This window comes from Streptococcus sp. SPS1 (assembly GCF_030439915.1).
GTDB lineage: Bacteria > Bacillota > Bacilli > Lactobacillales > Streptococcaceae > Streptococcus.
Window position 1 is genome coordinate 1 of the sequence record NZ_JAQFJG010000016.1, and the last position, 21,841, is coordinate 21,841.

Here is a 21,841-nt window from a genome sequence, read left to right on the forward strand (position 1 = left end):
CAGGAACAAGATATAGTTGGAAAGCTGATGCAACACCAGACACAGCAACACCAGGAAACAAACCAGGAACAGTTATCGTAACGTATCCAGATGGAACAACAGATGAAGTTCCGGTTACTGTAATCGTCAAAGAACAAAAAGACGAATACAATCCAGGTGCGAAGACTCCAAACCAAGAAGTCAGCCATAACGCAGTTCCAGATGCGGAAACAAGTGTAGATACATCAGGATTACCAGCAGGAACAAGATATAGTTGGAAAGCTGATGCAACACCAGACACAGCAACACCAGGAAACAAACCAGGAACAGTTATCGTAACGTATCCAGATGGAACAACAGATGAAGTTCCGGTTACTGTAATCGTAAGAAAAGTGAGTCCAGCTAGACCAACAGGTGACGGTCAACAAAGACCAGCTACACCATCTGACGATACGAATCCTAGACCGAATACTGTTACCCCTGCTGAGGTGCAAGCTGCTCAACCAAGTCAAACAGTTGAAGTACCTGCTCAATTGCCGAATGAAGTGTCAGAAACGAATCCATCAGTTTCTCAACCACAAGCAGTATTGCCAAATACTGGTACACAAGAAGACCGTGCTACAGGTGCATTCGGAGTTCTCTCTCTTCTTGGCGCATTTGGTTTGCTATTTGCCAAAAAGAAAAAAGACGATGAAGAGGAAGCTTAAATAGAGGATCTCATCTGATCCTTAGTAGCTTTTCCTGCATAAAGTCTTTGTAAATCAAAAAGAACTAGAAAAATCACTCATTTGTGAGAATTCTAGTTCTTTTTTCGTATTTCATAAACATTTCATATTTGGGTTTTATAATAGTCTTACAAATATGGAGGTGACAAATGAATCCAATCCAAAGAGCTTGGGCTTATGTCAGCAGAAAACGACTGAGAAGTTTTATTTTATTTCTGATTTTATTGGTCCTATTAGGCGGAATTTCAGCCTGTTTGACTCTGATGAAGTCCAATAAAACAGTGGAAACCAATCTTTACAAATCACTCAACACATCTTTTTCTATTAAGAAGATAGAAAGTGGTCAGACTTTCAAGCTGTCGGACCTAGTATCTGTAAGCAAGATTAAGGGACTGGAAAATGTTTCTCCTGAACTGGAGACGATTGCAAAACTAAAAGACAAGGAAGCGGTGAGTGGCGAGCAGAGCGTGGAGCGTGATGATTTGTCAGCTGCGGACAAGAACTTGGTTAGCTTAACGGCTCTTGAAGATTCAGCCAAGGATGTTACTTTTACTAGTTCGGCTTTCAATCTAAAAGAAGGGCGACACCTTCAAAAAGGGGATTCCAATAAAATTCTGATCCACGAAGAGTTGGCTAAGAAGAACGGTCTTTCGCTTCATGACAAGCTTCGCTTAGATGCTGGACAGTCAGAAGCTGGTAAAGGACAAACTGTCGAGTTTGAAATCGTCGGCATCTTCTCTGGTAAAAAACAAGAGAAATTTACAGGCTTGTCTTCCGACTTCAGTGAAAACCAGGTCTTTACAGACTATGAAAGTAGCCAAAGCCTTTTGGGAAATGGTGAATCTCTAGTCAGTGCAGCTCGCTTCTATGTAGAAAATCCTAAGGAAATGGACGGACTCATGAAGCAGGTAGAAAACTTGTCTTTGGAAAATCAAGGCTATCAAGTCGAAAAGGAAAACAAGGCTTTTGAACAAATCAAAGACTCAGTTGCTACCTTCCAAACCTTTCTGACCATCTTCCTTTATGGGATGTTGATAGCAGGAGCAGGGGCCTTAATTCTTGTTTTGTCTCTCTGGTTGAGAGAAAGGGTCTACGAAGTGGGAATTTTACTGGCACTTGGAAAAGGCAAGAGCTCAATCTTTCTACAGTTCTGTTTAGAGGTAGTTTTGGTATCTCTTGGTGCTTTGCTTCCAGCATTTGTTGCAGGAAACGGAATCACAACTTACCTACTCCAAACTCTACTAGCAAGTGGAGATCAGGCAAGCTTACAAGATACACTAGCCAAAGCAAGCAGTTTATCAACTAGCATCTTATCTTTTGCAGAATCCTATGTTTTTCTAGTTCTGCTTAGTTGCTTATCTGTAGCCCTTTGTTTCCTATTCTTATTTAGAAAATCACCGAAAGAAATTTTATCATCTATTAGTTAAGAAGGAGAAATCATGACTTTATTACAATTACAAGATCTTACCTACCGTTATAAGAACACTGCTGAGGCAGTTTTATATCAGATCAATTATAATTTTGAACCCGGGAAATTTTACAGTATTATTGGTGAGTCAGGAGCAGGGAAATCCACTCTCTTGTCCCTACTTGCTGGTCTAGATAGTCCGGTTGAAGGTTCTATCCTTTTTCAAGGAGAGGATATTCGTAAGAAGGGCTATTCTTACCATCGTATGCACCATATTTCCTTGGTTTTTCAAAATTATAACTTGATAGATTATCTTTCTCCACTGGAAAATATCCGCTTGGTCAACAAAAAGGCAAGCAAGGATACACTGCTTGAGCTTGGTTTGGATGAAAGTCAGATCAAGCGAAATGTTCTCCAGTTATCAGGCGGTCAACAGCAACGTGTTGCCATTGCTCGTAGTTTGGTCTCAGAAGCTCCAGTTATTCTAGCGGATGAGCCAACGGGAAATCTGGACCCTAAAACTGCTGGAGATATTGTCGAACTGCTCAAATCACTTGCCCAGAAAACAGGTAAATGTGTCATCGTCGTAACTCACAGCAAAGAAGTGGCACAAGCATCAGATATTACACTTGAGTTGAAGGATAAGAAACTGACTGAAACTCGCAATACTACGAAATAATATGAGCTTTTTCTGTTAGAACTATAAAATAGAACAACATCTAGAAAGGGAACCTATGTTACACAACGCATTTGCCTATGTTACAAGGAAGTTTTTCAAATCGATTGTCATCTTCCTGATTATTCTCCTCATGGCGAGCTTGAGTTTAGTCGGCTTGTCGATCAAGGGAGCTACTGCCAAGGCTTCTCAGGAGACTTTTAAAAATATCACCAACAGCTTCTCCATGCAAATCAATCGTCGCGTCAATCAAGGAACGCCACGTGGTGCTGGGAATATCAAGGGTGAGGACATCAAAAAAATCACCGAAAACAAGGCCATCGAGTCTTATGTGAAACGCATCAACGCTATCGGAGATTTGACTGGCTATGAACTTATCGAAACACCAGATACCAAGAAAAATCTAACACCTGACCGTGCCAAACATTTTGGAAGCAGCTTGATGATTACAGGTGTCAATGACTCCTCTAAAGAAGACAAGTTTGTCTCTGGTTCTTATAAGCTGGTCGAAGGTGAGCACCTAACCAACGATGATAAGAACAAGATCCTCATGCATAAGGACTTGGCAGCCAAACACGGCTGGAAAGTCGGGGATAAGGTCAAGTTGGACTCCAATGTCTATGATGCTGACAATGAAAAAGGTGCCAAGGAAACAGTCGAAGTGACAATCAAGGGACTCTTTGATGGTCACAACAAGTCGGCAGTAACCTACTCGCAAGAACTCTATGAAAATACAGCTATCACAGATATCCATACGGCTGCTAAACTTTATGGATACACAGAAGACACAGCTATTTATGGGGACGCAACCTTCTTTGTAACAGCGGACAAGAACTTGGATGATGTTATGAAAGAGTTGAGTGGCATCAGTGGCATCAACTGGAAGAGCTACACACTGGTGAAGAGCTCCTCTAACTACCCAGCTCTTGAGCAATCCATCTCTGGTATGTACAAGATGGCCAACCTCCTCTTCTGGGGTAGCTTGAGCTTCTCAGTCCTTCTCCTTGCCCTCTTGCTCAGCCTTTGGATCAATGCCCGTCGCAAGGAAGTGGGAATTCTCCTCTCTATCGGTCTCAAGCAGGCAAGTATCTTGGGTCAATTTATCACCGAATCCATCTTGATTGCCATCCCTGCTCTTGTTTCTGCTTACTTCCTAGCCAACTACACAGCTCGTGCGATTGGAAATACTGTTCTTGCCAATGTGACTTCAGGTGTTGCCAAACAGGCTAGCAAGGCGGCTCAAGCCTCTAACCTTGGTGGTGGTGCAGAAGTAGATGGCTTTAGCAAGACCTTGTCGAGCTTAGACATTTCCATTCAGACATCAGACTTTATCATCGTCTTTGTCCTAGCCTTGGTTCTAGTGGTTCTCGTTATGGCGCTTGCTTCAAGCAATCTCCTTAGAAAACAACCAAAAGAGCTTTTGCTGGATGGTGAATAATACTGATACTAGACTGAAAAATGAGGCTAGCAACTGAAAGTTTTAAAATGATACATGAAGCAGAAAGCAGTGGTGAAAATCATTGCTTTCAGTTGCTTTCTTTGTACTTTAGTGTTAAATATGATATACTAAAGTTATGGAATTTATTAGAAAGGAGTTTCGTAACTTATATATGGAATTGTGCATAAAAATCCATAGAAATCTTATCTTGGAAATAGATAGATAAATCTGTAGAAGCCTATCCATATCGCAAACATAGGCTAGTAGACCTAGGCAGGGTCTACTTTGGAAAATATAGAATAGTGAGGAAAAATAAACATTATGAGACAAACAAATGTTAGAGGAAGCTTGTCCCTCCGTGGTTTTAGAAAATTAAGAACGGGTGCAATTGTTGCGACAGGTGTCATTTTGCTAGGTCTGGGCTTTTTAGCTCCAACTGTGTCAGCCAGTGAACAAGATGGTGTCTGGGTAGCCAGAACAGTTGCAGAAGTAAAAGCTGACCTTCAAAAAGAAGGTGATTTATTTAAGTATGTCATTAAGTGGGGAGATACATTAAGTGTTATCAGCGAAGCAAGTAATATCCCTGTAGATGTACTCCAAGAAATGAATCAAGCTTCAGGCAAGAATTTATTCTTACCACATAATGAATTGTACTTTACTGAAGCTGAAACAGTTTCAGATACAGTCACAAAACACAAGATTGTCATCAAAGAAAGTGGTGCAAGTGGCGAAGTTCGCACTTACGAAGTCTTGCTCAAGAAAGACAAAGAGACCAAAGCTGTTACTTTTGAATTAACAGATGTCACTGAGAAAGTTGAAAAAATGGCTGTGAACTATAGCCCAGTCTATCAGCCTGTATCAGCTCCAGTAGTGGAAAGAGCGAAAGAATCGGGTGAAAAGCCTGCCTCAGAAGCACCAGCAGAGACAAGCCCAGAAGTTAAAGAAGCAACAGAAGCTCCAGCAGAATCAACTGAAGCAAAAGCAACAGAACCAGAGGTAGCGAAACCAGCTACACCAAAAGCAGAAGCTCCAACAGAATCAACTGAAGCAAAAGCAACAGAACCAGAGGTAGCAAACCCAGCTACACCAAAAACGGAAGCTCCAGTAGAATCAACTGAAGCGAAAGTAGCAGAGCCAGAGGTAGCAAACCCAGCTACGCCAAAAACGGAAGCTCCAGTAGAATCAACTGAAGCAAAAGCAACAGAACCAGAGGTAGCAAAACCAGAGGTAGCAAAACCAGTTACACCAAAAGCAGAAGCTCCAACAGAATCAACTGAAGCAAAAGCAACAGAGCCAGAGGTAGCCAAACCGGCTGAAGCAAAAGCAACAGAGCCAGAGGCAGTAAAACCAGCTACACCAAAAGCAGAAGCTCCAACAGAATCAACTGAAGCGAAAGTAGCAGAGCCAGAGGTAGCTAAACCAGCTGAACCAAATGCAGAAACTCCAACGCCGAAAGTTGAAGAGCCAACTACTCCAGCACCGAAAGCGGAAGAGCCAGTGACTCCAGCACCGAAAGAAGAGAAGCCATCGACTCCAGCACCGAAAGCGGAAGAGCCAACTACTCCAGCGCCGAAAACTGAAGAAGAAAAGTTATTAGAGGAAACTAAACAGGATAGCATAAGAGAAAATATTGACGAAGTTGTTAATATTAAATTAGCGGAAATTGAAAAGATTGAAAATTCAGATGAAAAAGAAAAATTAAAAGCAAAATTATATGAGTTAAGAAAGAATGCAGTAGATGACATTAAAAATGCTAAAGATGAAGAAGAGGCATTAATACTTACAGAAAAACATCAAAATATAATTAATTCTCTTAAAATAGCTGGTGAAAAATATACAAAACCAAATTTTGATAAGGATAATTTATCAAATGGACGTAATGATGGAACTACGATTGAAGGTGGTAGTACAGCAATAGGTCACGGTTCAGGAGAAGCACCTTCAGGAGCAACGCAACCAGCCTCAGCAGAAGGAACAGATAACTCATCAGCACCAACAGCCCAACCACAACCTTCATCAACTTCAGAAGGGACTACAGGCCCCAGAAATGCCCCATCGGTTCAAGCAAGAGCAAGAAGAGTAGCACGTTCAACATCAGAACCAGATGGAACCGTAAATATTAGTTATAACTTCGCTGGAATGCCAGATATTCATGGTTTCCTATCTGACCCGGGAGAAAATAACACTGTCACAATTCCTGCTGGAACGAGTGAAGCACAGGCAAAAGAGCTAGTAAAAGAAAAAATTCAAGCCAAGATAAAAGACCTAGCTGCTAGAAGGTATCATGTGAAAAATGACATTATTTTTGAACAAGATACTACTGTGAAAAATTATAACTACGTAGTCACATTCACTAAGGAGGTTACAGGAACTTCAGGTTTCAGAATGGCTCCAGCAGTTCAACCACGCGCTAGCAGAAATCGTAGAAGTATAGAACAGCCAGCTCCTCAAAAGGTTAAAGTCAATGTTTTTTATAACTTTGATCAAATGAAGGATATTGCAGGTTTCTTAGGAGATATCAATGGAACTCCTCTTGAAGTCGCAGCTGGTTCAACAAATGAACAGGTGAAAGCAGCGGTCAAGAGCCAAGTTGATGCTAAGAAAGAAGAGTTGCGCAACCACGGCTATACTTTCAAAGAGGACTATGTCTATCAAGCTAATGGGAAAGATTATAATTACGTTGTAACATTTTCAAAATCAACTAAATAATTTTCAGTCCATAGAGAACCAAATGCAAGCAGAGAGAGCGATAGGCTCTCTTTGTTTTATCTAGTGGTCAGTTGCTTACAGACAAAAGGCCAGCAAGAGACTATAATAGAAAATAGAGTAGGTATTTATTCTAAGAAAAATAAAAAATAGAGAGCAGTTAAAGTATGAAAATTTTAATTGTAGAAGATGAAGAGATGATCCGTGAGGGGATCAGTGACTATTTGACGGATTGTGGCTATGAAACCATTGAGGCGGCGGATGGTCAGGAAGCCTTAGAAAAATTTTCCAGCTATGAAGTAGCCTTAGTTTTACTGGATATCCAGATGCCCAAGCTTAATGGCCTAGAAGTCCTAGCTGAGATTCGCAAAACCAGCCAAGTCCCTGTCTTGATGTTAACAGCCTTTCAGGATGAGGAATACAAGATGAGTGCCTTTGCTTCTCTGGCAGATGGCTATCTGGAAAAACCTTTTTCTCTGTCCCTCTTAAAAGTAAGGGTGGACGCGATTTTCAAGCGCTATTATGATACGGGACGAATCTTCTCCTATAAGGATACCAAGGTGGACTTTGAAAGCTACAGTGCAAGCCTCGCAGGTCAAGAAGTGCCTATCAATGCTAAAGAGTTGGAAATTCTTGATTATTTAGTGAAAAATGAAGGACGAGCCTTGACTCGTTCTCAGATAATCGATGCGGTCTGGAAAGCGACAGATGAGGTTCCTTTTGACCGTGTCATTGATGTCTATATCAAGGAACTGCGGAAAAAGCTAGACTTGGATTGTATCCTCACTGTGCGCAATGTTGGTTATAAATTGGAGCGAAAATGAAACGAACAGGTTTATTTACAAAGATATTTATCTACACCTTCTCGATTTTTAGTGTTCTGGTTATCTGCCTTCATTTAGCTATTTATTTTCTTTTTCCTTCGACTTATCTGAGCCATCGTCAGGAAACCATTGGCCAGAAAGCGACAGCCATTGCCCAATCCCTAGAGGGAAAGGATAGGCAGAGCATCGAGCAAGTGTTAGACTTGTATTCTCAGACTAGTGAGATCAAGGGGGCCGTCAAGGGCGAGATGACCGAGGATAAGTTAGAAGTCAAGGACAATCTTCCTCTGGACACAGACCGCCAGACTACCTCCCTCTTTATCGAGGAGCGTGAGGTGAAAACGCAAGATGGTAGCACCATGACTCTCCAGTTTCTAGCTTCCATGGATTTACAAAAGGAAGCAGAGCAAATCAGTCTTCAGTTTCTTCCCTATACCTTGCTGGCATCCTTTCTGATTTCTCTTTTGGTAGCTTATATCTACGCTCGGACCATTGTTGCCCCGATTTTGGAAATCAAGCGGGTGACCCGTCGGATGATGGATTTGGATGCCCAAGTGCGATTGCGCGTGGATTCTAAGGATGAGATCGGTGATCTCAAAGAACAAATCAATAGCCTCTACCAGCACCTTTTGACTGTCATTGCGGACTTGCATGACAAAAATGAAGCCATTCTCCAGCTGGAAAAGATGAAGGTCGAATTCCTACGAGGAGCTTCTCATGAATTGAAAACACCGCTGGCTAGCCTCAAAATCCTGATTGAAAACATGAAAGAAAATGTCGGTCGTTATAAGGATAGAGACCACTATCTAGGAGTTGCCTTGGGGATTGTGGATGAACTCAATCACCACGTTCTGCAGATACTTTCTCTCTCGTCTGTGCAAGAATTAAGAGATGATAGGGAAGAAATTGACCTCCTCCAGATGACGCAAAGTCTAGTCAAGGATTATGCCTTGCTAGCCAAGGAAAGAGAACTCCAGGTAGACAATAGTTTAACCCATCAGCAAGCTTATCTAAATCCATCAGTCATGAAGTTGATTCTGTCTAATCTCATTAGTAATGCCATTAAGCACTCCACTCTAGGTGGCTTGGTCCGCATTGGAGAAAGAGAAGGGGAATTCTTTATAGAAAATAGCTGCAGTCCAGAAGAACAAGAAAAACTAGCCCAATCTTTTTCTGACAATGCTAGTCGCAAGGTCAAGGGGTCTGGGATGGGGCTCTTTGTGGTTAAGAGTCTATTGGAACATGAAAAATTAGCTTATCGTTTCGAGATGGAGGAAAATCGTCTAACCTTCTTCATAGCTTTTCCAAAAGTAGCCCAAGACTAGGGATAGAAAGGGTTTACATAGATGGAGCTAGAAGAAATTCAATCGAAACTGCGGGAAAAACTAGATTTTTTTGTCAAAAAGTGATAAAATGAACAATGTAAATGGGATGACCCATAAAAATATACAGGAGGCCTGATAAAATGGCAATCGTTTCAGCAGAAAAATTTGTCCAAGCAGCTCGTGACAACGGTTATGCAGTTGGTGGATTTAACACAAACAACCTTGAGTGGACTCAAGCTATCTTGCGCGCAGCAGAAGCTAAAAAAGCTCCAGTTTTGATCCAAACTTCAATGGGTGCTGCTAAATACATGGGTGGTTACAAAGTTGCTCGCAACTTGATCGCTAACCTTGTTGAATCAATGGGGATCACTGTACCAGTAGCTATCCACCTTGACCACGGTCACTACGAAGATGCACTTGAGTGTATCGAAGTTGGTTACACTTCAATCATGTTTGACGGTTCACACCTTCCAGTTGAAGAAAACCTTAAATTGGCTAAAGAAGTTGTTGAAAAAGCACACGCTAAAGGTATCTCAGTAGAAGCTGAAGTTGGTACTATCGGTGGTGAAGAGGACGGAATCATCGGTAAAGGTGAATTGGCTCCAATCGAAGACGCTAAAGCAATGGTTGAAACTGGTATCGACTTCTTGGCAGCTGGTATCGGTAACATCCACGGTCCTTACCCAGCAAACTGGGAAGGTCTTGACCTTGACCACTTGCAAAAATTGACAGAAGCTCTTCCAGGATTCCCAATCGTATTGCACGGTGGTTCAGGTATTCCTGATGAGCAAATCCAAGCAGCTATCAAACTTGGTGTTGCTAAAGTTAACGTTAACACAGAATGCCAAATCGCATTCGCTAACGCAACTCGTAAATTTGCTCGTGACTACGAAGCAAACGAAGCAGAATACGACAAGAAAAAACTCTTCGACCCACGTAAATTCTTGGCTGACGGTGTAAAAGCTATCCAAGCATCAGTTGAAGAACGTATCGACGTATTCGGTTCAGAAGGTAAAGCTTAATCTAGCTGAATAATACAGATAAAACCTACCTATTGGGTGGGTTTTTTGGTGTGAATATATTGTAGAAGAACCAATCTTAAGTTGCTTAAAGGATTTATTTTTTGTACAATAATGCTAAGAAAAAACTAAAACAATGTAGTCTTGCCTTTCTTAGTTTCATTCTTTTGTTTTTACTCGCTACATTCATCTTTCATCGTATCAGTTTGGAAAAGGAAAAAGCCTCACTGACACCTATGGGACAACAAGTTCTCGTCGATGGACATCAAATGAATGTTTACGTTGAAGGGAATGGTCCTGAGACTATAGTAGTTCTCTCAGGTGCTGGTATTGCTTCTCCTATATTGGACTTTAAAGAAGTATCGGAATCCTTATCGAAACGGTATAAGGTAGTCATCGTGGAGCGAGCAGGATATGGTTATAGTGATGATAGCAATCATTCAAGAGATGTGATAGAGGTTTTGTCTGAGACGCGTCAAGCTCTTTCACAAGCAAATGTCAAAGGTCCTTTTATCATTTTGTCTCATTCCATGGCTAGTCTTGAGAGTTTAGCTTGGCAGGAAAAATATCCTGATGAAGTAAAAACCTTGGTTGGGTTAGATTGGGCACTGCCAGCTAGTTATGAGAATTTAAAGCAAAATCAGGCCTTAATCACTGTGGTATTTTGGAATAGCAAGATTGGCCTATTACGCTACTTTCCTGAGTCCTTTTATATAAAAAATCCAACTCTGATTGAAACTGAACGAAAACAATATAAAATTCTAGCTTATAAGTAGTTGATATCACAAGTCATGCTTCATGAATCCCAAACGGTAAAGGAAAATGCCAAGAAAGTTCCCTCAAGCATCAATCTGAAAATTCCCACCTTATTACTGGTGTCTAACGGTGAACGCACTAGTTTTAGCCAATCAGAATGGCAGCATTTTGCAGAGGAATTTGTAAGTGACCAGCCTAATGTGAAAGTCATATATATGAATGTACCACACGACCTTTATCATTATAAAAATCATAAGGGTATATGCAAAATGGTATAATTAACATAGAAAAGTAACTATGAATTTATATTCTACAATCTTATTTTGAAAGTAAATAAGGAGAAAATTTATGGATAATACATTTATAAGATTAAAATCTTTTTTAGAAGATACGAACAATTTTGAAGAACTTTTAGAATCCGATACTCTTATATGGGTCGATCATAGAGAATATGATGAAGATATCATCTCTTATGTGAATGAAAAACTAGAAGATAAGATAGAAATAGTATTAAAAGATAATGGGAAACCTTATGGAGAAGATATTTATTTAAAACATAAAGATAAGTCATTTATGATACCATATAAGGAAAAAATGGATAGAGATACAACCATTAAATCTATAAATGAGTTTATTCAACCCAAGTATGAAATTCGTTTTTGTATTGAAAGTCTTGGGAATGATACTTTGGCATTTGTGGTATTAACTAAAGATTTATGGAAACAATTAGAAAATGAATTCGACAAAGAAAAAGTGAGCTATTATTTTGAAGAAATAAATTTCAAATGCAAGATGTTTGATATGGATGTGGATACTATTTTTAAAATACGTGGTGAAAGATTAGGAATAGCGTAGAACGATAAATTTTTAAAGGAGTATATATGAATACAACAAAAGAATGGATTGAAAAATATGAAACAGTAAAACATTTATTAGTTGCTCCTATGAACTATGCAGAAGTTTTTGAAAAAAATGAAATTCATGGAAAAAAATTATTTGTTTTAGAAATGGGAGAAATCATATTTCCTACGGGAGAACTTTTGGTAAGAGATCCTTTGGTTTGGCTGAGTAGAGCAGAAAAACCTTACTTAACCAAAGTACCAAGAGGAAAGTATAGCATTGAAACTTTGGTAGCAGAAATCAAGGAAGAACACTATCGTTATGTACTTACAAGAGTAAAATTTAATGAAAATAAGCCTGTGATTTATTACGAAGCTTTAAAAGGTGATGAAAACCTAGAAGGTGTAGATAATGAAAGTATTTTTGGATTTATGGTTGATGCAGGATTGGCAACTATAGTTGATGTAGAAACAAGAGATAAATATTGTGATTTTGTAGAGAAGTGGTATAAAGAAAATACTGAAAAAAATATTTATAATGATTTTTTTGCAAAGGAATTTAAAGAAAATGCCATGAAAAATCCAAAATTTCAAAGAGAAGATGGAGACTGGATAAACTTTAAAATTCCTAATACAGATTTATCAATTCCTATGATTCAGTCTGGTTTTGGAGATGGACAGTATCCTGTATATTTTGGGTACGATGAAAAGGGAAATCTTTGTGATATTGTTTTAGAGTATATACCGATAAATTAATTTCAAAGGGAGATATATGAACTATTTATTAAATAAAGAAGATTTGATTTTATATGAATCCAAGTATGTTTCGACTTATGAATTTGATGATGAAAATATTAATGTAACCATTTATAAAGACGATTTCACACAGGAAGAAATTGATTTTACTAACAAGCTAATTAATCTTTATGAGAAGAATTTACCTAAAATAGCTTTGGCTTGTGTAAATTCAGATACTTTTAAATATTGTTTTCCCGAAGAAACTGTAGAAAGTATTATCCCTAAACTTGGGAATCCGATATTTAGAAGAATGAGAAATACAACATTATTAACATTTACGGAGCATACTATTGACAATGATCATATTTTAGATATTGAATTTGAGGGCTTGTATGAAGATATTTTTGATGTAGGAATTGATGGCTAAAATTAACAAATATTGTAGTGGTGATAAATATTTTACTTAAAGAATATAATATTAAAAATATCGAAGCCTATATGAAAGTTAGGGGATAAAATGAAAAAATTTGATACAGAATACATTAGCAATAAAAAAAGCGGATATAGAAGAAATTAAAGAGATTATAAAAAATCTGTTTACAGAAAATAGTGAGAAGTGGATATCTATCATTGACACTTCTAAGAAAAATCCTAACTATATTCAAGTTCATTCAGATATAGGAATACTCGATGATTTAAAACTTGTAGTGAAGTTTATTAAGTCTAATTTAAATTATGAAGCAAATGCTATAGATGAATTAGATTTTTACATAATAGAATATAGAAAATATGAACATAAAAAGAACTTTAAGCATTATCGAGCTTTCTTTGATAAATCAGAAACTATTATTTCTTATCTTGAAAAGTATTTAAACGATGAAGAAATTGATGCAGAAAAATGGATAGATGTAACAAGTGAATTTACAGAATAAATAAAAATTGTAATGAGGTAGAATATGGAAAAAATAAAACATGAATTTTTTGGAGAATTAGATTTAGTAAATGGATTAGACGATGGTATGGGATTTAGTAACGATGTTGTTGTATTGTGGGAAGAAGAGGTAAATGGAATTAATACAACACTTTGGTATGGTAAACCAGCTAAAATCACAACAGAATTATTAGATAATTTTACGAAGTTTTTACAAAATTTTGATGAATATAACATAAAAGCTAGAAAAGTAATAGGTGAATATCTATTAGAAGATAATACATATATTACATTTCATAAAGAAGAATTAGAACTTGATTTACCAGAAGATGTAAATGAATTTGTACAATGTATGAAAGTTACGAATATTGGATTATGGACAGATGGAGAGAATGTAATGATTGTAGATTATATGATTTCTCCAGAAGAAAGTGATGAAATTTTAGCTGTTAAATTTGATGATAGTCTTGATATTATAGATATTTCTTGGGAAAGTTAAAATTTAAAATTAAAGGGTAACTATTAGAACATTTTGAAAATATCGTGAATTGTCAAGTCAAGTGCAACAAACGCTAACTTTTCCTATATACCTAATTTAACTTCATATTTACAATGTATTTTGATTCAAAACAAATAAATATACTAATAACCCCCTAGGGGGTTCGCGCCAAATTTTTGGCGCTTTTTTTTCTTTCCAAATAGACTTGATTGATAAGATTCGTCTATTTCGCTTCTAACTGTTCTAAGAGTTCGCTTGAGCTTAAGAAGCCCAATAGTTTTCTTGAGCGATGATTGATGGCAGCTACATATACCTGTAGTTCCTCATCTGTTAATGTATTAAATAACTGCCCTTAATGTTCATTTGTGCCTCTTTCATGAGAAGAGTAAGGATGTGCATAAAATACATCTTCTACACACTTTAATGCTCCTAATTTAGAAAATTCTACACCGTTATCAGCTGTAATAGTTTTAAAATCTAATTCTTGATATTGCGTAACGATTTTATTGATTTCATGATTAACAAGATCTGCGGACTTAAAGGGTAATTTTCTAGCAATCGCAAATCTAGTCTTTCTTTCAACAAGCGTTAGTAGAACAGCTTCATTGATAAATTTCTTCCCTATTATTAAATCAATCTCCCAATGTCCAAATTCTGAACGAGTTTGAATAACCTCAGGACGTTCATCAATGGATTTACCAGCTAATCGTTTATGAGTAGATGAACGTTTTTTCGTTCTTGGTTTCATTCTAGTAGCACGAGGTGAATCGATTCGTTTAATCTCTAGTAATCCTTGATTGCTGTAGTTATAAAGAGTTTTGGTACTTGGAATAACTTCATCCTCACAAACTTTCTCATATCTTTTTACAAATGATTCAACACTATGTATACAAACTTTTTTCTTCATTTCTTTTGTAAACTTTGTTAGAAACCGTTTAGACGTCTTATTTAGTTTAAGGTAATAAGAATTTTTTCGATTATTTTTATAACGTGCTTGTCCAGTTTCGGCAAAATATTCCTTGTAATAAATGATCTTTTCGTTTTGATTCTTCATTTGTGTAGCAGTACCACGTTTTAATTCACGACTAATCGTAGAATGATTTCTACCAAGTTCTCGTGCAATTTCTGATTGAGATTTTCCTTGTTTATGAAGCAACTCAATATTTCCTCTTTCAATGGCTGAAAGATGATTGTAAGATGATTTTGTGGTATTATTTTGTTTAGACATAACTATCTCTCCTATGCTTTGTTTTCGTCGACTTAAGTATATCAGATAGTTATTTTTTTGTTGCACTTCATTTTACAATTCAGCATTTATAGAAGATCTAGAAAACATGTATAAAGAAGCTTCTCGAGTATTGAAAAAGGGTGGACTGTTAATGGTCGGATTTATGAATCCTTGGATATACATGTATAATGCTGACATTGTATGGGACAAACCCGATGAGGAATTATTTTTGAAGTTTCCACTCCCTTTTAATTCAAAAGAGCTTGAAGAGGAAGGCAAGATAACCATAAATCCAGAATATGGATATGAATTTAGACATACCTTAGAAACTCAGATTAGAGGACAACTTAAAAATGGTCTTGCTATGATAGATTTTTATGAATCATGTGATAAAAGAAATAGATTAACCCGTTATGGAAATGACTATATTGCTACATTTTGCATTAAATTATAATCTTATAGAACATACTTCAAGAGCATGGCCCGTTTTATGTTCCGTAAGGGTTAAAATCTAAATCTCAGTTTGTCGAAGTAAAATAATTAAATAAAATTAGAGAGAGGAAGTAAAAGTAGCAAATTGCAGATACTTCCTTTTTTGTTGTCAGAAATTCAAAAACGGAAAGTAGAATTTTTGGAAGAACTAAAAAATATTAGCACAAAGAGAAAGATTGGAAAGACAACCGATGAGCTTATTGTATATTTCAATGAAAATGCAACTGAAACAATCCAAGATAGACTGACAAGAATAATACTGAAGGAACTTAGGAGAAAATTGGATGAAAAGATGATTTTGAATTAAAAATACCACTTTAAGAGAAAAATTTTCAATTTCACAAATTTTAGGCAAACGCTTGCATTCTAGTTTTTATTGGACTATAATAGGTTGGTATAAAACCTTCTGTAGCAATAAAATGTAGAAGGTGTAGAAAGTAAGGATTTAGATTACTTGTATTGGAAAATACAATGTTGCTATTCCTTACCATAGGGAGATAGATATGGCAATGATAGAAGTGGAACATCTTCAGAAAAATTTTGTGAAGACTGTTAAGGAACCGGGCTTGAAGGGTGCTTTGCGCTCCTTCATTCATCCTGAAAAGCAGACCTTTGAAGCGGTTAAGGATTTGACCTTTGAGGTGCCCAAGGGGCAGATTTTAGGCTTTATCGGGGCTAATGGTGCTGGGAAGTCGACAACCATCAAAATGCTGACTGGGATTTTGAAACCGACATCTGGTTTTTGTCGGATTAACGGCAAGATTCCCCAGGACAATCGTCAAGATTACGTCAAAGATATTGGGGTTGTTTTTGGACAACGCACCCAGCTATGGTGGGATTTGGCACTGCAAGAGACCTACACGGTTTTGAAAGAGATTTATGATGTGCCAGACTCGCTCTTTCATAAGCGCATGGACTTTTTGAATGAAGTCTTGGATTTGAAGGATTTTATCAAGGATCCCGTGAGGACTCTTTCACTGGGACAACGGATGCGGGCGGATATAGCGGCTTCCTTGCTCCACAATCCCAAGGTTCTCTTTTTAGATGAGCCGACCATTGGCTTGGACGTTTCGGTCAAGGACAACATTCGTCGGGCCATTACTCAGATCAATCAAGAGGAAGAGACAACCATTCTCTTGACCACCCACGACCTGAGCGACATTGAGCAACTTTGTGATCGAATTTTCATGATTGACAAGGGTCAGGAGATTTTTGATGGGACGGTTAGCCAGCTCAAGGAAACCTTTGGTAAGATGAAGACTCTCTCTTTTGAACTGGTACCAGGTCAAAGTCATCTCGTCTCTCACTATGAAGGCCTGCCTGATATGACCGTTGATAGACAAGGAAATACTCTCAATATTGAATTCGATAGTTCCCGCTACCAATCAGCTGACATTATCAAGCAAACCCTGTCTGATTTTGAAATCCGCGATTTGAAGATGGTGGATACGGATATTGAGGATATTATCCGTCGCTTCTACCGAAAGGAGCTCTAAGATGGTCAAATTGTGGAGACGTTATAAACCCTTTATCAATGCAGGTGTTCAGGAATTGATCACCTATCGAGTCAATTTCATTCTTTATCGGATTGGGGATGTCATGGGGGCTTTTGTGGCCTTTTATCTCTGGAAGGCAGTCTTTGATTCCTCCCAGGAGTCTTTGATTCAGGGCTTCAGTATGGCGGATATCACCCTCTACATCATCATGAGTTTTGTGACAAATCTTCTGACTAGGTCAGATTCGTCCTTTATGATTGGGGAGGAGGTCAAGGATGGTTCCATCATCATGCGCTTGTTGCGACCAGTGCATTTTGCAGCTTCTTATCTTTTCACAGAACTTGGTTCCAAGTGGTTGATTTTTATCAGCGTAGGATTGCCATTTTTAAGTGTCATCGTGTTAATGAAAATCTTATCTGGGCAAGGGATTGCAGAAGTGCTGGGATTAACTGTCCTTTATCTTTTTAGCCTAACGATCGCCTATCTGATTAACTTTTTCTTTAATATCTGCTTTGGATTTTCTGCCTTTGTGTTTAAAAATCTTTGGGGTTCCAACCTACTTAAGACTTCCATAGTGGCTTTCATGTCTGGAAGTTTGATTCCCTTGGCTTTCTTTCCAAAGGTTGTTTCAGATATTCTGTCCTTCTTGCCTTTTTCATCCTTGATTTACACTCCGGTCATGATTATCGTTGGGAAATATGATGCCAATCAGATTCTTCAGGCGCTCGCTTTGCAGTTTTTCTGGCTCTTAGTGATGGTGGGTTTGTCTCAGTTGATTTGGAAACGAGTCCAGTCATTCATTACCATTCAGGGAGGTTAGTATGAAAAAATATCAACGCATGCATCTGATTTTTATCAGACAATATATCAAGCAAATCATGGAATACAAGGTGGATTTTGTGGTTGGTGTCCTGGGAGTTTTCTTGACTCAAGGCTTGAATCTCTTGTTTCTCAATGTCATCTTTCAACACATCCCATCCCTAGAAGGTTGGACTTTTCAAGAAATTGCCTTTATTTATGGATTTTCCTTGATTCCTAAGGGACTGGACCATCTCTTTTTTGACAATCTCTGGGCACTGGGGCAACGCTTAGTGCGAAAAGGAGAGTTTGACAAGTATCTGACTCGTCCTATCAATCCCCTCTTCCACATCCTAGTCGAGACCTTTCAGATTGATGCCTTGGGTGAACTTTTGGTCGGTGGAATTTTACTAGCGACAACAGTATCAAGCATTGCTTGGACTCTTCCAAAATTCCTGCTTTTCCTAGTCTGCATTCCTTTTGCGACCTTGATTTATACTTCCTTGAAAATTGCGACAGCTAGTATCGCTTTTTGGACCAAGCAGTCAGGTGCTATGATTTACATTTTTTATATGTTCAATGACTTTGCCAAGTACCCGATTTCGATTTACAATTCTCTTCTTCGTTGGTTAATCAGTTTTATTGTACCTTTTGCCTTTACGGCCTACTATCCTGCCAGCTATTTCTTGCAGAACAAGGATGTAATCTTTAACATCGGAGGTTTGATTTTGATTTCCCTTGTCTTTTTTGGTATTTCCCTTAAACTCTGGGACAGGGGCTTGGATTCTTACGAAAGTGCTGGGTCCTAAGATGAAGAAACTCAAAGCCTTGTCTCAGGACAGGCTTTTTCTAATAGAGATGAAAATTCCTTGACATCTATTCTCAGAGTGCTATACTGTAAGTGTAATCGCCGATTTAGCTCAGTTGGTAGAGCAAGGCACTCGTAAAGCCTAGGTCACAGGTTCGATCCCTGCAATCGGCAAAGTGAAGAAGCTCATTAGGGCTTCTTTTTCTTTTTAAAGAAAATCAGACCACTTAGACCGGTATAGAGACCAGATAGGCAAAAGAACTTGTTCTTGAAACTGACCTCTGCTATAATGATTTTTGTAAGGAACAGGAGGCGTCACTATCAGATAACTCAAGTTCCTAAAAAAGAAATTGGAGATAAAGAAATGAAAAAATTATTAGGGATTGTATTTTTACTAGCAGCAGCGACAGTAGTGTATTTTGGTTCTGTTGGATGGCCAAATTTGGATGTCAACCTATGGTCACTGATTCCGGTAGGCTTGTTCCTCTTTTTCACTCTAGAGAATCTTTTGAAAAAGGATTACAAGGCTAGTCTGATGTGTTTCATTATTGCCTTTATCATCGCAAATGCAATTTTGGACCTTGTGCCAATTTCAAGCGGCTTGGTGATTGGAGCAGGTGTGCTGGCCTGTGTAGGTATTGGTTACCTCCTTCCTGATAAAGAAGGAAAATAATACTCTTCGAAAATCTCTTCAAACCACGTCAGCTTCGCCTTGCCGTATATATGGTTACTGACTTCGTCAGTTCTATCCACAACCTCAAAACAGTGTTTTGAGCTGACTTCGTCAGTTCTATCTACAACCTAAAAGCAGTGCTTTTAGCAGCCTGCGGCTAGCTTCCTAGTTTGCTTTTTGATTTTCATTGAGTATAAGAATTATTAAAAAAGATATAAAGAAAAAACACTTCAATCACTGTATTTCAGCTTGATTGAGGTGTTTTTGATTTCATTTTTTTATTTCTGAGCCATCAATTCAACAATCATCTCTATATACATGACAAGGGTTAATAAGAATCCTGCACGCCAGAAGAATTTGATGAATTTAGGATAGTAAAAGCTGCGTTTTTTTAAAAGGAAGAAAAAGACGAGAATAATGGCTAGGAGTGAGAGGGCTAGGCCTAGTCTAGGGAGGAAATTATGGGTAAAGGTTTTAGCTGTAATTAAGTAATACTCAAATACCAAGACTGGAAAAGCCAAATCCGCAAAGTTTCGTCCTAGTTTTTTTAATCTAAAAAGTTTGGTTATGATAATGCAGACGACTAAGGTCAGTATCAATAATAAAATAGATGCTAATTTCATTAAAATCATATCCATATTGTATCATAAAAAATGGCTAATGGAAACGAGAAACAGAGGAATTTATAGGAAAGTCAGGCTTTTGAGATTGTGGGTGATTTTTGTTATAATGAAAGTTATGAAATCTTATAATACCTTGAATGATTATTATCGAAAACTTTTTGGAGAAAAGACTTTTAAAGTCCCTATTGATGCGGGGTTTGACTGTCCCAATCGTGATGGGACTGTGGCTCATGGAGGCTGTACTTTTTGTACGGTTTCAGGTTCTGGAGATGCTATTGTAGCACCAGATTCGCCTATCCGTGAGCAATTTTATAAGGAAATTGACTTTATGCACCGCAAGTGGCCAGATGTGCAGAAGTATCTGGTTTATTTTCAAAATTTTACCAATACCCATGAAAAGGTGGAAGTTATTCGAGAGCGCTATGAACAGGCTATCAACGAGCCAGGTGTGGTAGGAATCAATATCGGAACGCGCCCAGACTGTTTACCAGACGAAACCATTGAATATTTGGCTGAGTTATCGGAGCGCATGCATGTGACGGTAGAATTGGGCTTACAGACCACTTATGAAACAACCTCTGACCTGATTAACCGTGCTCATTCCTATGAATTGTACGTAGAAACGGTCAAGCGTTTGAGAAAGTATCCCAAGATTGAGATTGTTTCCCATTTGATCAATGGACTTCCTGGCGAAACACATGAAATGATGATTGAAAATGTTCGTCGCTGTGTCACGGATAACAATATTCAAGGGATTAAACTGCATTTGCTTCACCTGATGACCAATACACGTATGCAACGAGATTACCACGAAGGACGCTTGCAGTTGATGAGTCAGGACGAATATGTCAAGGTCATCTGTGACCAACTGGAAATCATTCCCAAGCATATCGTCATCCATCGCATCACAGGAGATGCACCTAGGGATATGCTGATTGGCCCTATGTGGAGCCTCAATAAATGGGAAGTTCTAAATGCTATTGAAACTGAAATGCGACGTCGTGGAAGTGTGCAAGGATGCAAGGCTGTAAAACAGGAGTTTGAAAATGAAAAGACCACTTGAGATGGCACATGATTTTTTGGCTGAGGTAGTGACTCAGGATGATATCGTAGTGGATGCGACTATGGGAAATGGTCATGACACGCTTTTTCTAGCCAAACTAGCCAAGAAAGTCTATTCCTTTGATATTCAGGAACAAGCCTTGGAAAAGACGCAAGAGCGTTTGAACCAGGCTGGAATGAGAAATGCCCAGTTAATCTTGCAAGGCCATGAGACACTAGACCAGTTTGTGACAGAAGCCAAGGCAGGAATTTTCAATCTGGGCTATTTGCCATCAGCTGATAAGTCTGTCATCACCCGACCTCAGACAACTATTGAAGCATTAGAAAAGCTGTGTCATTTGCTTGTCAAAGGTGGACGAATTGCTATCATGATCTACTATGGTCATGAAGGAGGCGACCTCGAGAGGGATGCTGTCTTGGATTTTGTTGGACAGTTGAACCAACAAGAGTACACAGTTGCTATTTACCGAACTCTTAATCAAGTCAACAACCCACCGTTTTTAGTAATGATTGAAAAATTAGAGAGATATAGACATGGATAAACAATACCTACGTGAAAAGCTGGATGCCATGCGCCAGAATTTTGTCGAGTCAACCCATCACGAACGAGCGGTGGGCGTGCTAGACCAAGCACATATGAGCAAAAAAATGCATAAAATCAAGAAAAAATTAGTTGCTCTTGAAATGGAACGGTGCCAGAGAAAAATTGAGCACAAAGATTGTTCCAAGATTGACCAAAAAATCAAAGAGCAGAAGGAGATTTTTGAATCTTGTTGTAAAAAAGATTAAGGAGGGCGT

At 38.3% G+C, this 21,841-nt stretch carries 22 protein-coding genes, 1 tRNA gene and 3 pseudogenes; 24 read left to right on the forward strand and 2 right to left on the reverse strand.

Going from position 1 to position 21,841, the window contains the following annotated elements; translation table 11 throughout:
• The 14 genes and pseudogenes from PCY12_RS09440 to PCY12_RS09505 form a co-directional block, all read left to right on the forward strand.
• On the forward strand, window positions 1-686 hold a 686-nt coding region (locus PCY12_RS09440), incomplete at its 5' end, for a Rib/alpha-like domain-containing protein (RefSeq protein WP_301352669.1).
• A 167-nt stretch (window positions 687-853) separates the two neighbouring features.
• A complete protein-coding gene (locus PCY12_RS09445) occupies window positions 854-2,131 on the forward strand; it encodes an ABC transporter permease (protein WP_301352671.1) in 1,278 nt (425 codons plus the stop codon).
• A gap of 12 nt (window positions 2,132-2,143) precedes the next feature.
• The gene (gene vex2, locus PCY12_RS09450; protein ID WP_000173725.1) at window positions 2,144-2,791 is read left to right on the forward strand and encodes an ABC transporter ATP-binding subunit Vex2; all 648 of its coding nucleotides are present in this window, start codon (window positions 2,144-2,146) and stop codon (window positions 2,789-2,791) included.
• 55 nt (window positions 2,792-2,846) lie between these two features.
• Complete coding sequence (vex3, locus tag PCY12_RS09455; RefSeq protein WP_301352673.1) at window positions 2,847-4,226, forward strand: ABC transporter permease subunit Vex3; 1,380 nt, start codon at window positions 2,847-2,849, stop codon at window positions 4,224-4,226.
• A 321-nt stretch (window positions 4,227-4,547) separates the two neighbouring features.
• Window positions 4,548-6,935, forward strand: a complete 2,388-nt coding sequence (locus PCY12_RS09460; RefSeq protein WP_301352675.1) for a LysM peptidoglycan-binding domain-containing protein — start codon at window positions 4,548-4,550, stop codon at window positions 6,933-6,935.
• A gap of 164 nt (window positions 6,936-7,099) precedes the next feature.
• A complete protein-coding gene (vncR, locus tag PCY12_RS09465; RefSeq protein ID WP_301352676.1) occupies window positions 7,100-7,756 on the forward strand; it encodes a response regulator transcription factor VncR in 657 nt (218 codons plus the stop codon).
• Entirely contained in the window at window positions 7,753-9,081 is a 1,329-nt protein-coding gene (gene vncS / locus PCY12_RS09470) for a sensor histidine kinase VncS (protein ID WP_301352677.1), read from the forward strand. Before vncR ends, vncS begins: the two co-directional genes overlap by 4 nt.
• A 140-nt stretch (window positions 9,082-9,221) precedes the next feature.
• A complete protein-coding gene (locus PCY12_RS09475) occupies window positions 9,222-10,103 on the forward strand; it encodes a class II fructose-bisphosphate aldolase (protein ID WP_001019001.1) in 882 nt (293 codons plus the stop codon).
• Window positions 10,104-10,204: 101 nt separating this feature from the next.
• Window positions 10,205-11,134: pseudogene (locus PCY12_RS09480) on the forward strand (alpha/beta fold hydrolase).
• Window positions 11,135-11,204: 70 nt separating this feature from the next.
• Window positions 11,205-11,711 carry a hypothetical protein gene (locus PCY12_RS09485; protein ID WP_301352679.1) on the forward strand — a complete coding sequence of 169 codons (507 nt, stop codon included), beginning with the start codon at window positions 11,205-11,207 and terminating at the stop codon, window positions 11,709-11,711.
• 26 nt (window positions 11,712-11,737) lie between these two features.
• Window positions 11,738-12,451 carry a DUF4241 domain-containing protein gene (locus PCY12_RS09490; protein ID WP_301352681.1) on the forward strand — a complete coding sequence of 238 codons (714 nt, stop codon included), beginning with the start codon at window positions 11,738-11,740 and terminating at the stop codon, window positions 12,449-12,451.
• 16 nt (window positions 12,452-12,467) lie between these two features.
• The gene (locus PCY12_RS09495; protein WP_301352683.1) at window positions 12,468-12,860 is read left to right on the forward strand and encodes a hypothetical protein; all 393 of its coding nucleotides are present in this window, start codon (window positions 12,468-12,470) and stop codon (window positions 12,858-12,860) included.
• 100 nt (window positions 12,861-12,960) lie between these two features.
• Window positions 12,961-13,365: a hypothetical protein gene (locus PCY12_RS09500; RefSeq protein ID WP_301352685.1), complete on the forward strand. Its 405-nt coding sequence runs from the start codon at window positions 12,961-12,963 to the stop codon at window positions 13,363-13,365.
• A gap of 24 nt (window positions 13,366-13,389) precedes the next feature.
• A complete protein-coding gene (locus tag PCY12_RS09505; protein WP_301352686.1) occupies window positions 13,390-13,863 on the forward strand; it encodes a DUF2004 domain-containing protein in 474 nt (157 codons plus the stop codon).
• 223 nt (window positions 13,864-14,086) lie between these two features.
• On the opposite strand, the pseudogene PCY12_RS09510 reads toward PCY12_RS09505, so the two are convergent.
• Window positions 14,087-15,091, reverse strand: a pseudogene (locus PCY12_RS09510) (IS30 family transposase).
• Window positions 15,092-15,167: 76 nt separating this feature from the next.
• Here PCY12_RS09510 and PCY12_RS09515 point away from each other — a divergent pair.
• The 7 genes and pseudogenes from PCY12_RS09515 to PCY12_RS09545 all read left to right on the forward strand — a co-directional run.
• Window positions 15,168-15,545 (forward strand): annotated as a pseudogene (locus tag PCY12_RS09515) (class I SAM-dependent methyltransferase); the annotation flags it as partial.
• A gap of 177 nt (window positions 15,546-15,722) precedes the next feature.
• Entirely contained in the window at window positions 15,723-15,890 is a 168-nt protein-coding gene (locus PCY12_RS09520; protein ID WP_261062003.1) for a transposon-encoded TnpW family protein, read from the forward strand.
• A gap of 196 nt (window positions 15,891-16,086) precedes the next feature.
• Complete coding sequence (locus tag PCY12_RS09525; RefSeq protein WP_301352688.1) at window positions 16,087-17,079, forward strand: ATP-binding cassette domain-containing protein; 993 nt, start codon at window positions 16,087-16,089, stop codon at window positions 17,077-17,079.
• A gap of 1 nt (window position 17,080) precedes the next feature.
• The gene (locus PCY12_RS09530; protein WP_301352689.1) at window positions 17,081-17,899 is read left to right on the forward strand and encodes an ABC-2 family transporter protein; all 819 of its coding nucleotides are present in this window, start codon (window positions 17,081-17,083) and stop codon (window positions 17,897-17,899) included.
• A 1-nt stretch (window position 17,900) separates the two neighbouring features.
• Window positions 17,901-18,686: an ABC transporter permease gene (locus tag PCY12_RS09535; RefSeq protein ID WP_301352690.1), complete on the forward strand. Its 786-nt coding sequence runs from the start codon at window positions 17,901-17,903 to the stop codon at window positions 18,684-18,686.
• 100 nt (window positions 18,687-18,786) lie between these two features.
• Window positions 18,787-18,859: transfer RNA gene (locus PCY12_RS09540), tRNA-Thr, on the forward strand.
• Window positions 18,860-19,049: 190 nt separating this feature from the next.
• Window positions 19,050-19,358, forward strand: a complete 309-nt coding sequence (locus tag PCY12_RS09545) for a hypothetical protein (protein ID WP_173276871.1) — start codon at window positions 19,050-19,052, stop codon at window positions 19,356-19,358.
• 278 nt (window positions 19,359-19,636) lie between these two features.
• Here the strand turns inward: PCY12_RS09545 and PCY12_RS09550 are convergent, their stop codons facing one another.
• Window positions 19,637-19,996, reverse strand: a complete 360-nt coding sequence (locus PCY12_RS09550; protein ID WP_012972478.1) for a DUF3397 family protein — start codon at window positions 19,994-19,996, stop codon at window positions 19,637-19,639.
• A 91-nt stretch (window positions 19,997-20,087) separates the two neighbouring features.
• On the opposite strand from PCY12_RS09550, the gene PCY12_RS09555 reads away from it, so the two are divergent.
• The 3 genes from PCY12_RS09555 to PCY12_RS09565 are packed head-to-tail and all read left to right on the forward strand — an operon-like array spanning window position 20,088 to window position 21,832.
• Window positions 20,088-21,044 carry a TIGR01212 family radical SAM protein gene (locus PCY12_RS09555; RefSeq protein WP_301352692.1) on the forward strand — a complete coding sequence of 319 codons (957 nt, stop codon included), beginning with the start codon at window positions 20,088-20,090 and terminating at the stop codon, window positions 21,042-21,044.
• Window positions 21,028-21,585, forward strand: coding sequence for a class I SAM-dependent methyltransferase (locus PCY12_RS09560; protein WP_301352693.1), 558 nt, complete (start codon window positions 21,028-21,030; stop codon window positions 21,583-21,585). Before PCY12_RS09555 ends, PCY12_RS09560 begins: the two co-directional genes overlap by 17 nt.
• Window positions 21,578-21,832 carry a hypothetical protein gene (locus tag PCY12_RS09565; RefSeq protein ID WP_301352695.1) on the forward strand — a complete coding sequence of 85 codons (255 nt, stop codon included), beginning with the start codon at window positions 21,578-21,580 and terminating at the stop codon, window positions 21,830-21,832. The genes PCY12_RS09560 and PCY12_RS09565 overlap by 8 nt, the downstream gene beginning before the upstream one ends.
• Window positions 21,833-21,841: the final 9 nt, after the last annotated feature.

Bases quoted from the DNA above. Each gene is read 5' to 3' on its own strand.
- PCY12_RS09445 (WP_301352671.1), top strand. From the start codon at position 854: ATGAATCCAATCCAAAGAGCTTGGGCTTATGTCAGCAGAAAACGACTG.
- vex2 (WP_000173725.1), top strand. From the start codon at position 2,144: ATGACTTTATTACAATTACAAGATCTTACCTACCGTTATAAGAACACT.
- vex3 (WP_301352673.1), top strand. From the start codon at position 2,847: ATGTTACACAACGCATTTGCCTATGTTACAAGGAAGTTTTTCAAATCG.
- PCY12_RS09460 (WP_301352675.1), top strand. From the start codon at position 4,548: ATGAGACAAACAAATGTTAGAGGAAGCTTGTCCCTCCGTGGTTTTAGA.
- vncR (WP_301352676.1), top strand. From the start codon at position 7,100: ATGAAAATTTTAATTGTAGAAGATGAAGAGATGATCCGTGAGGGGATC.
- vncS (WP_301352677.1), top strand. From the start codon at position 7,753: ATGAAACGAACAGGTTTATTTACAAAGATATTTATCTACACCTTCTCG.
- PCY12_RS09475 (WP_001019001.1), top strand. From the start codon at position 9,222: ATGGCAATCGTTTCAGCAGAAAAATTTGTCCAAGCAGCTCGTGACAAC.
- PCY12_RS09485 (WP_301352679.1), top strand. From the start codon at position 11,205: ATGGATAATACATTTATAAGATTAAAATCTTTTTTAGAAGATACGAAC.
- PCY12_RS09490 (WP_301352681.1), top strand. From the start codon at position 11,738: ATGAATACAACAAAAGAATGGATTGAAAAATATGAAACAGTAAAACAT.
- PCY12_RS09495 (WP_301352683.1), top strand. From the start codon at position 12,468: ATGAACTATTTATTAAATAAAGAAGATTTGATTTTATATGAATCCAAG.
- PCY12_RS09505 (WP_301352686.1), top strand. From the start codon at position 13,390: ATGGAAAAAATAAAACATGAATTTTTTGGAGAATTAGATTTAGTAAAT.
- PCY12_RS09525 (WP_301352688.1), top strand. From the start codon at position 16,087: ATGGCAATGATAGAAGTGGAACATCTTCAGAAAAATTTTGTGAAGACT.
- PCY12_RS09530 (WP_301352689.1), top strand. From the start codon at position 17,081: ATGGTCAAATTGTGGAGACGTTATAAACCCTTTATCAATGCAGGTGTT.
- PCY12_RS09535 (WP_301352690.1), top strand. From the start codon at position 17,901: ATGAAAAAATATCAACGCATGCATCTGATTTTTATCAGACAATATATC.
- PCY12_RS09545 (WP_173276871.1), top strand. From the start codon at position 19,050: ATGAAAAAATTATTAGGGATTGTATTTTTACTAGCAGCAGCGACAGTA.
- PCY12_RS09550 (WP_012972478.1), bottom strand. From the start codon at position 19,996: ATGGATATGATTTTAATGAAATTAGCATCTATTTTATTATTGATACTG.
- PCY12_RS09555 (WP_301352692.1), top strand. From the start codon at position 20,088: ATGAAAGTTATGAAATCTTATAATACCTTGAATGATTATTATCGAAAA.
- PCY12_RS09560 (WP_301352693.1), top strand. From the start codon at position 21,028: ATGAAAAGACCACTTGAGATGGCACATGATTTTTTGGCTGAGGTAGTG.
- PCY12_RS09565 (WP_301352695.1), top strand. From the start codon at position 21,578: ATGGATAAACAATACCTACGTGAAAAGCTGGATGCCATGCGCCAGAAT.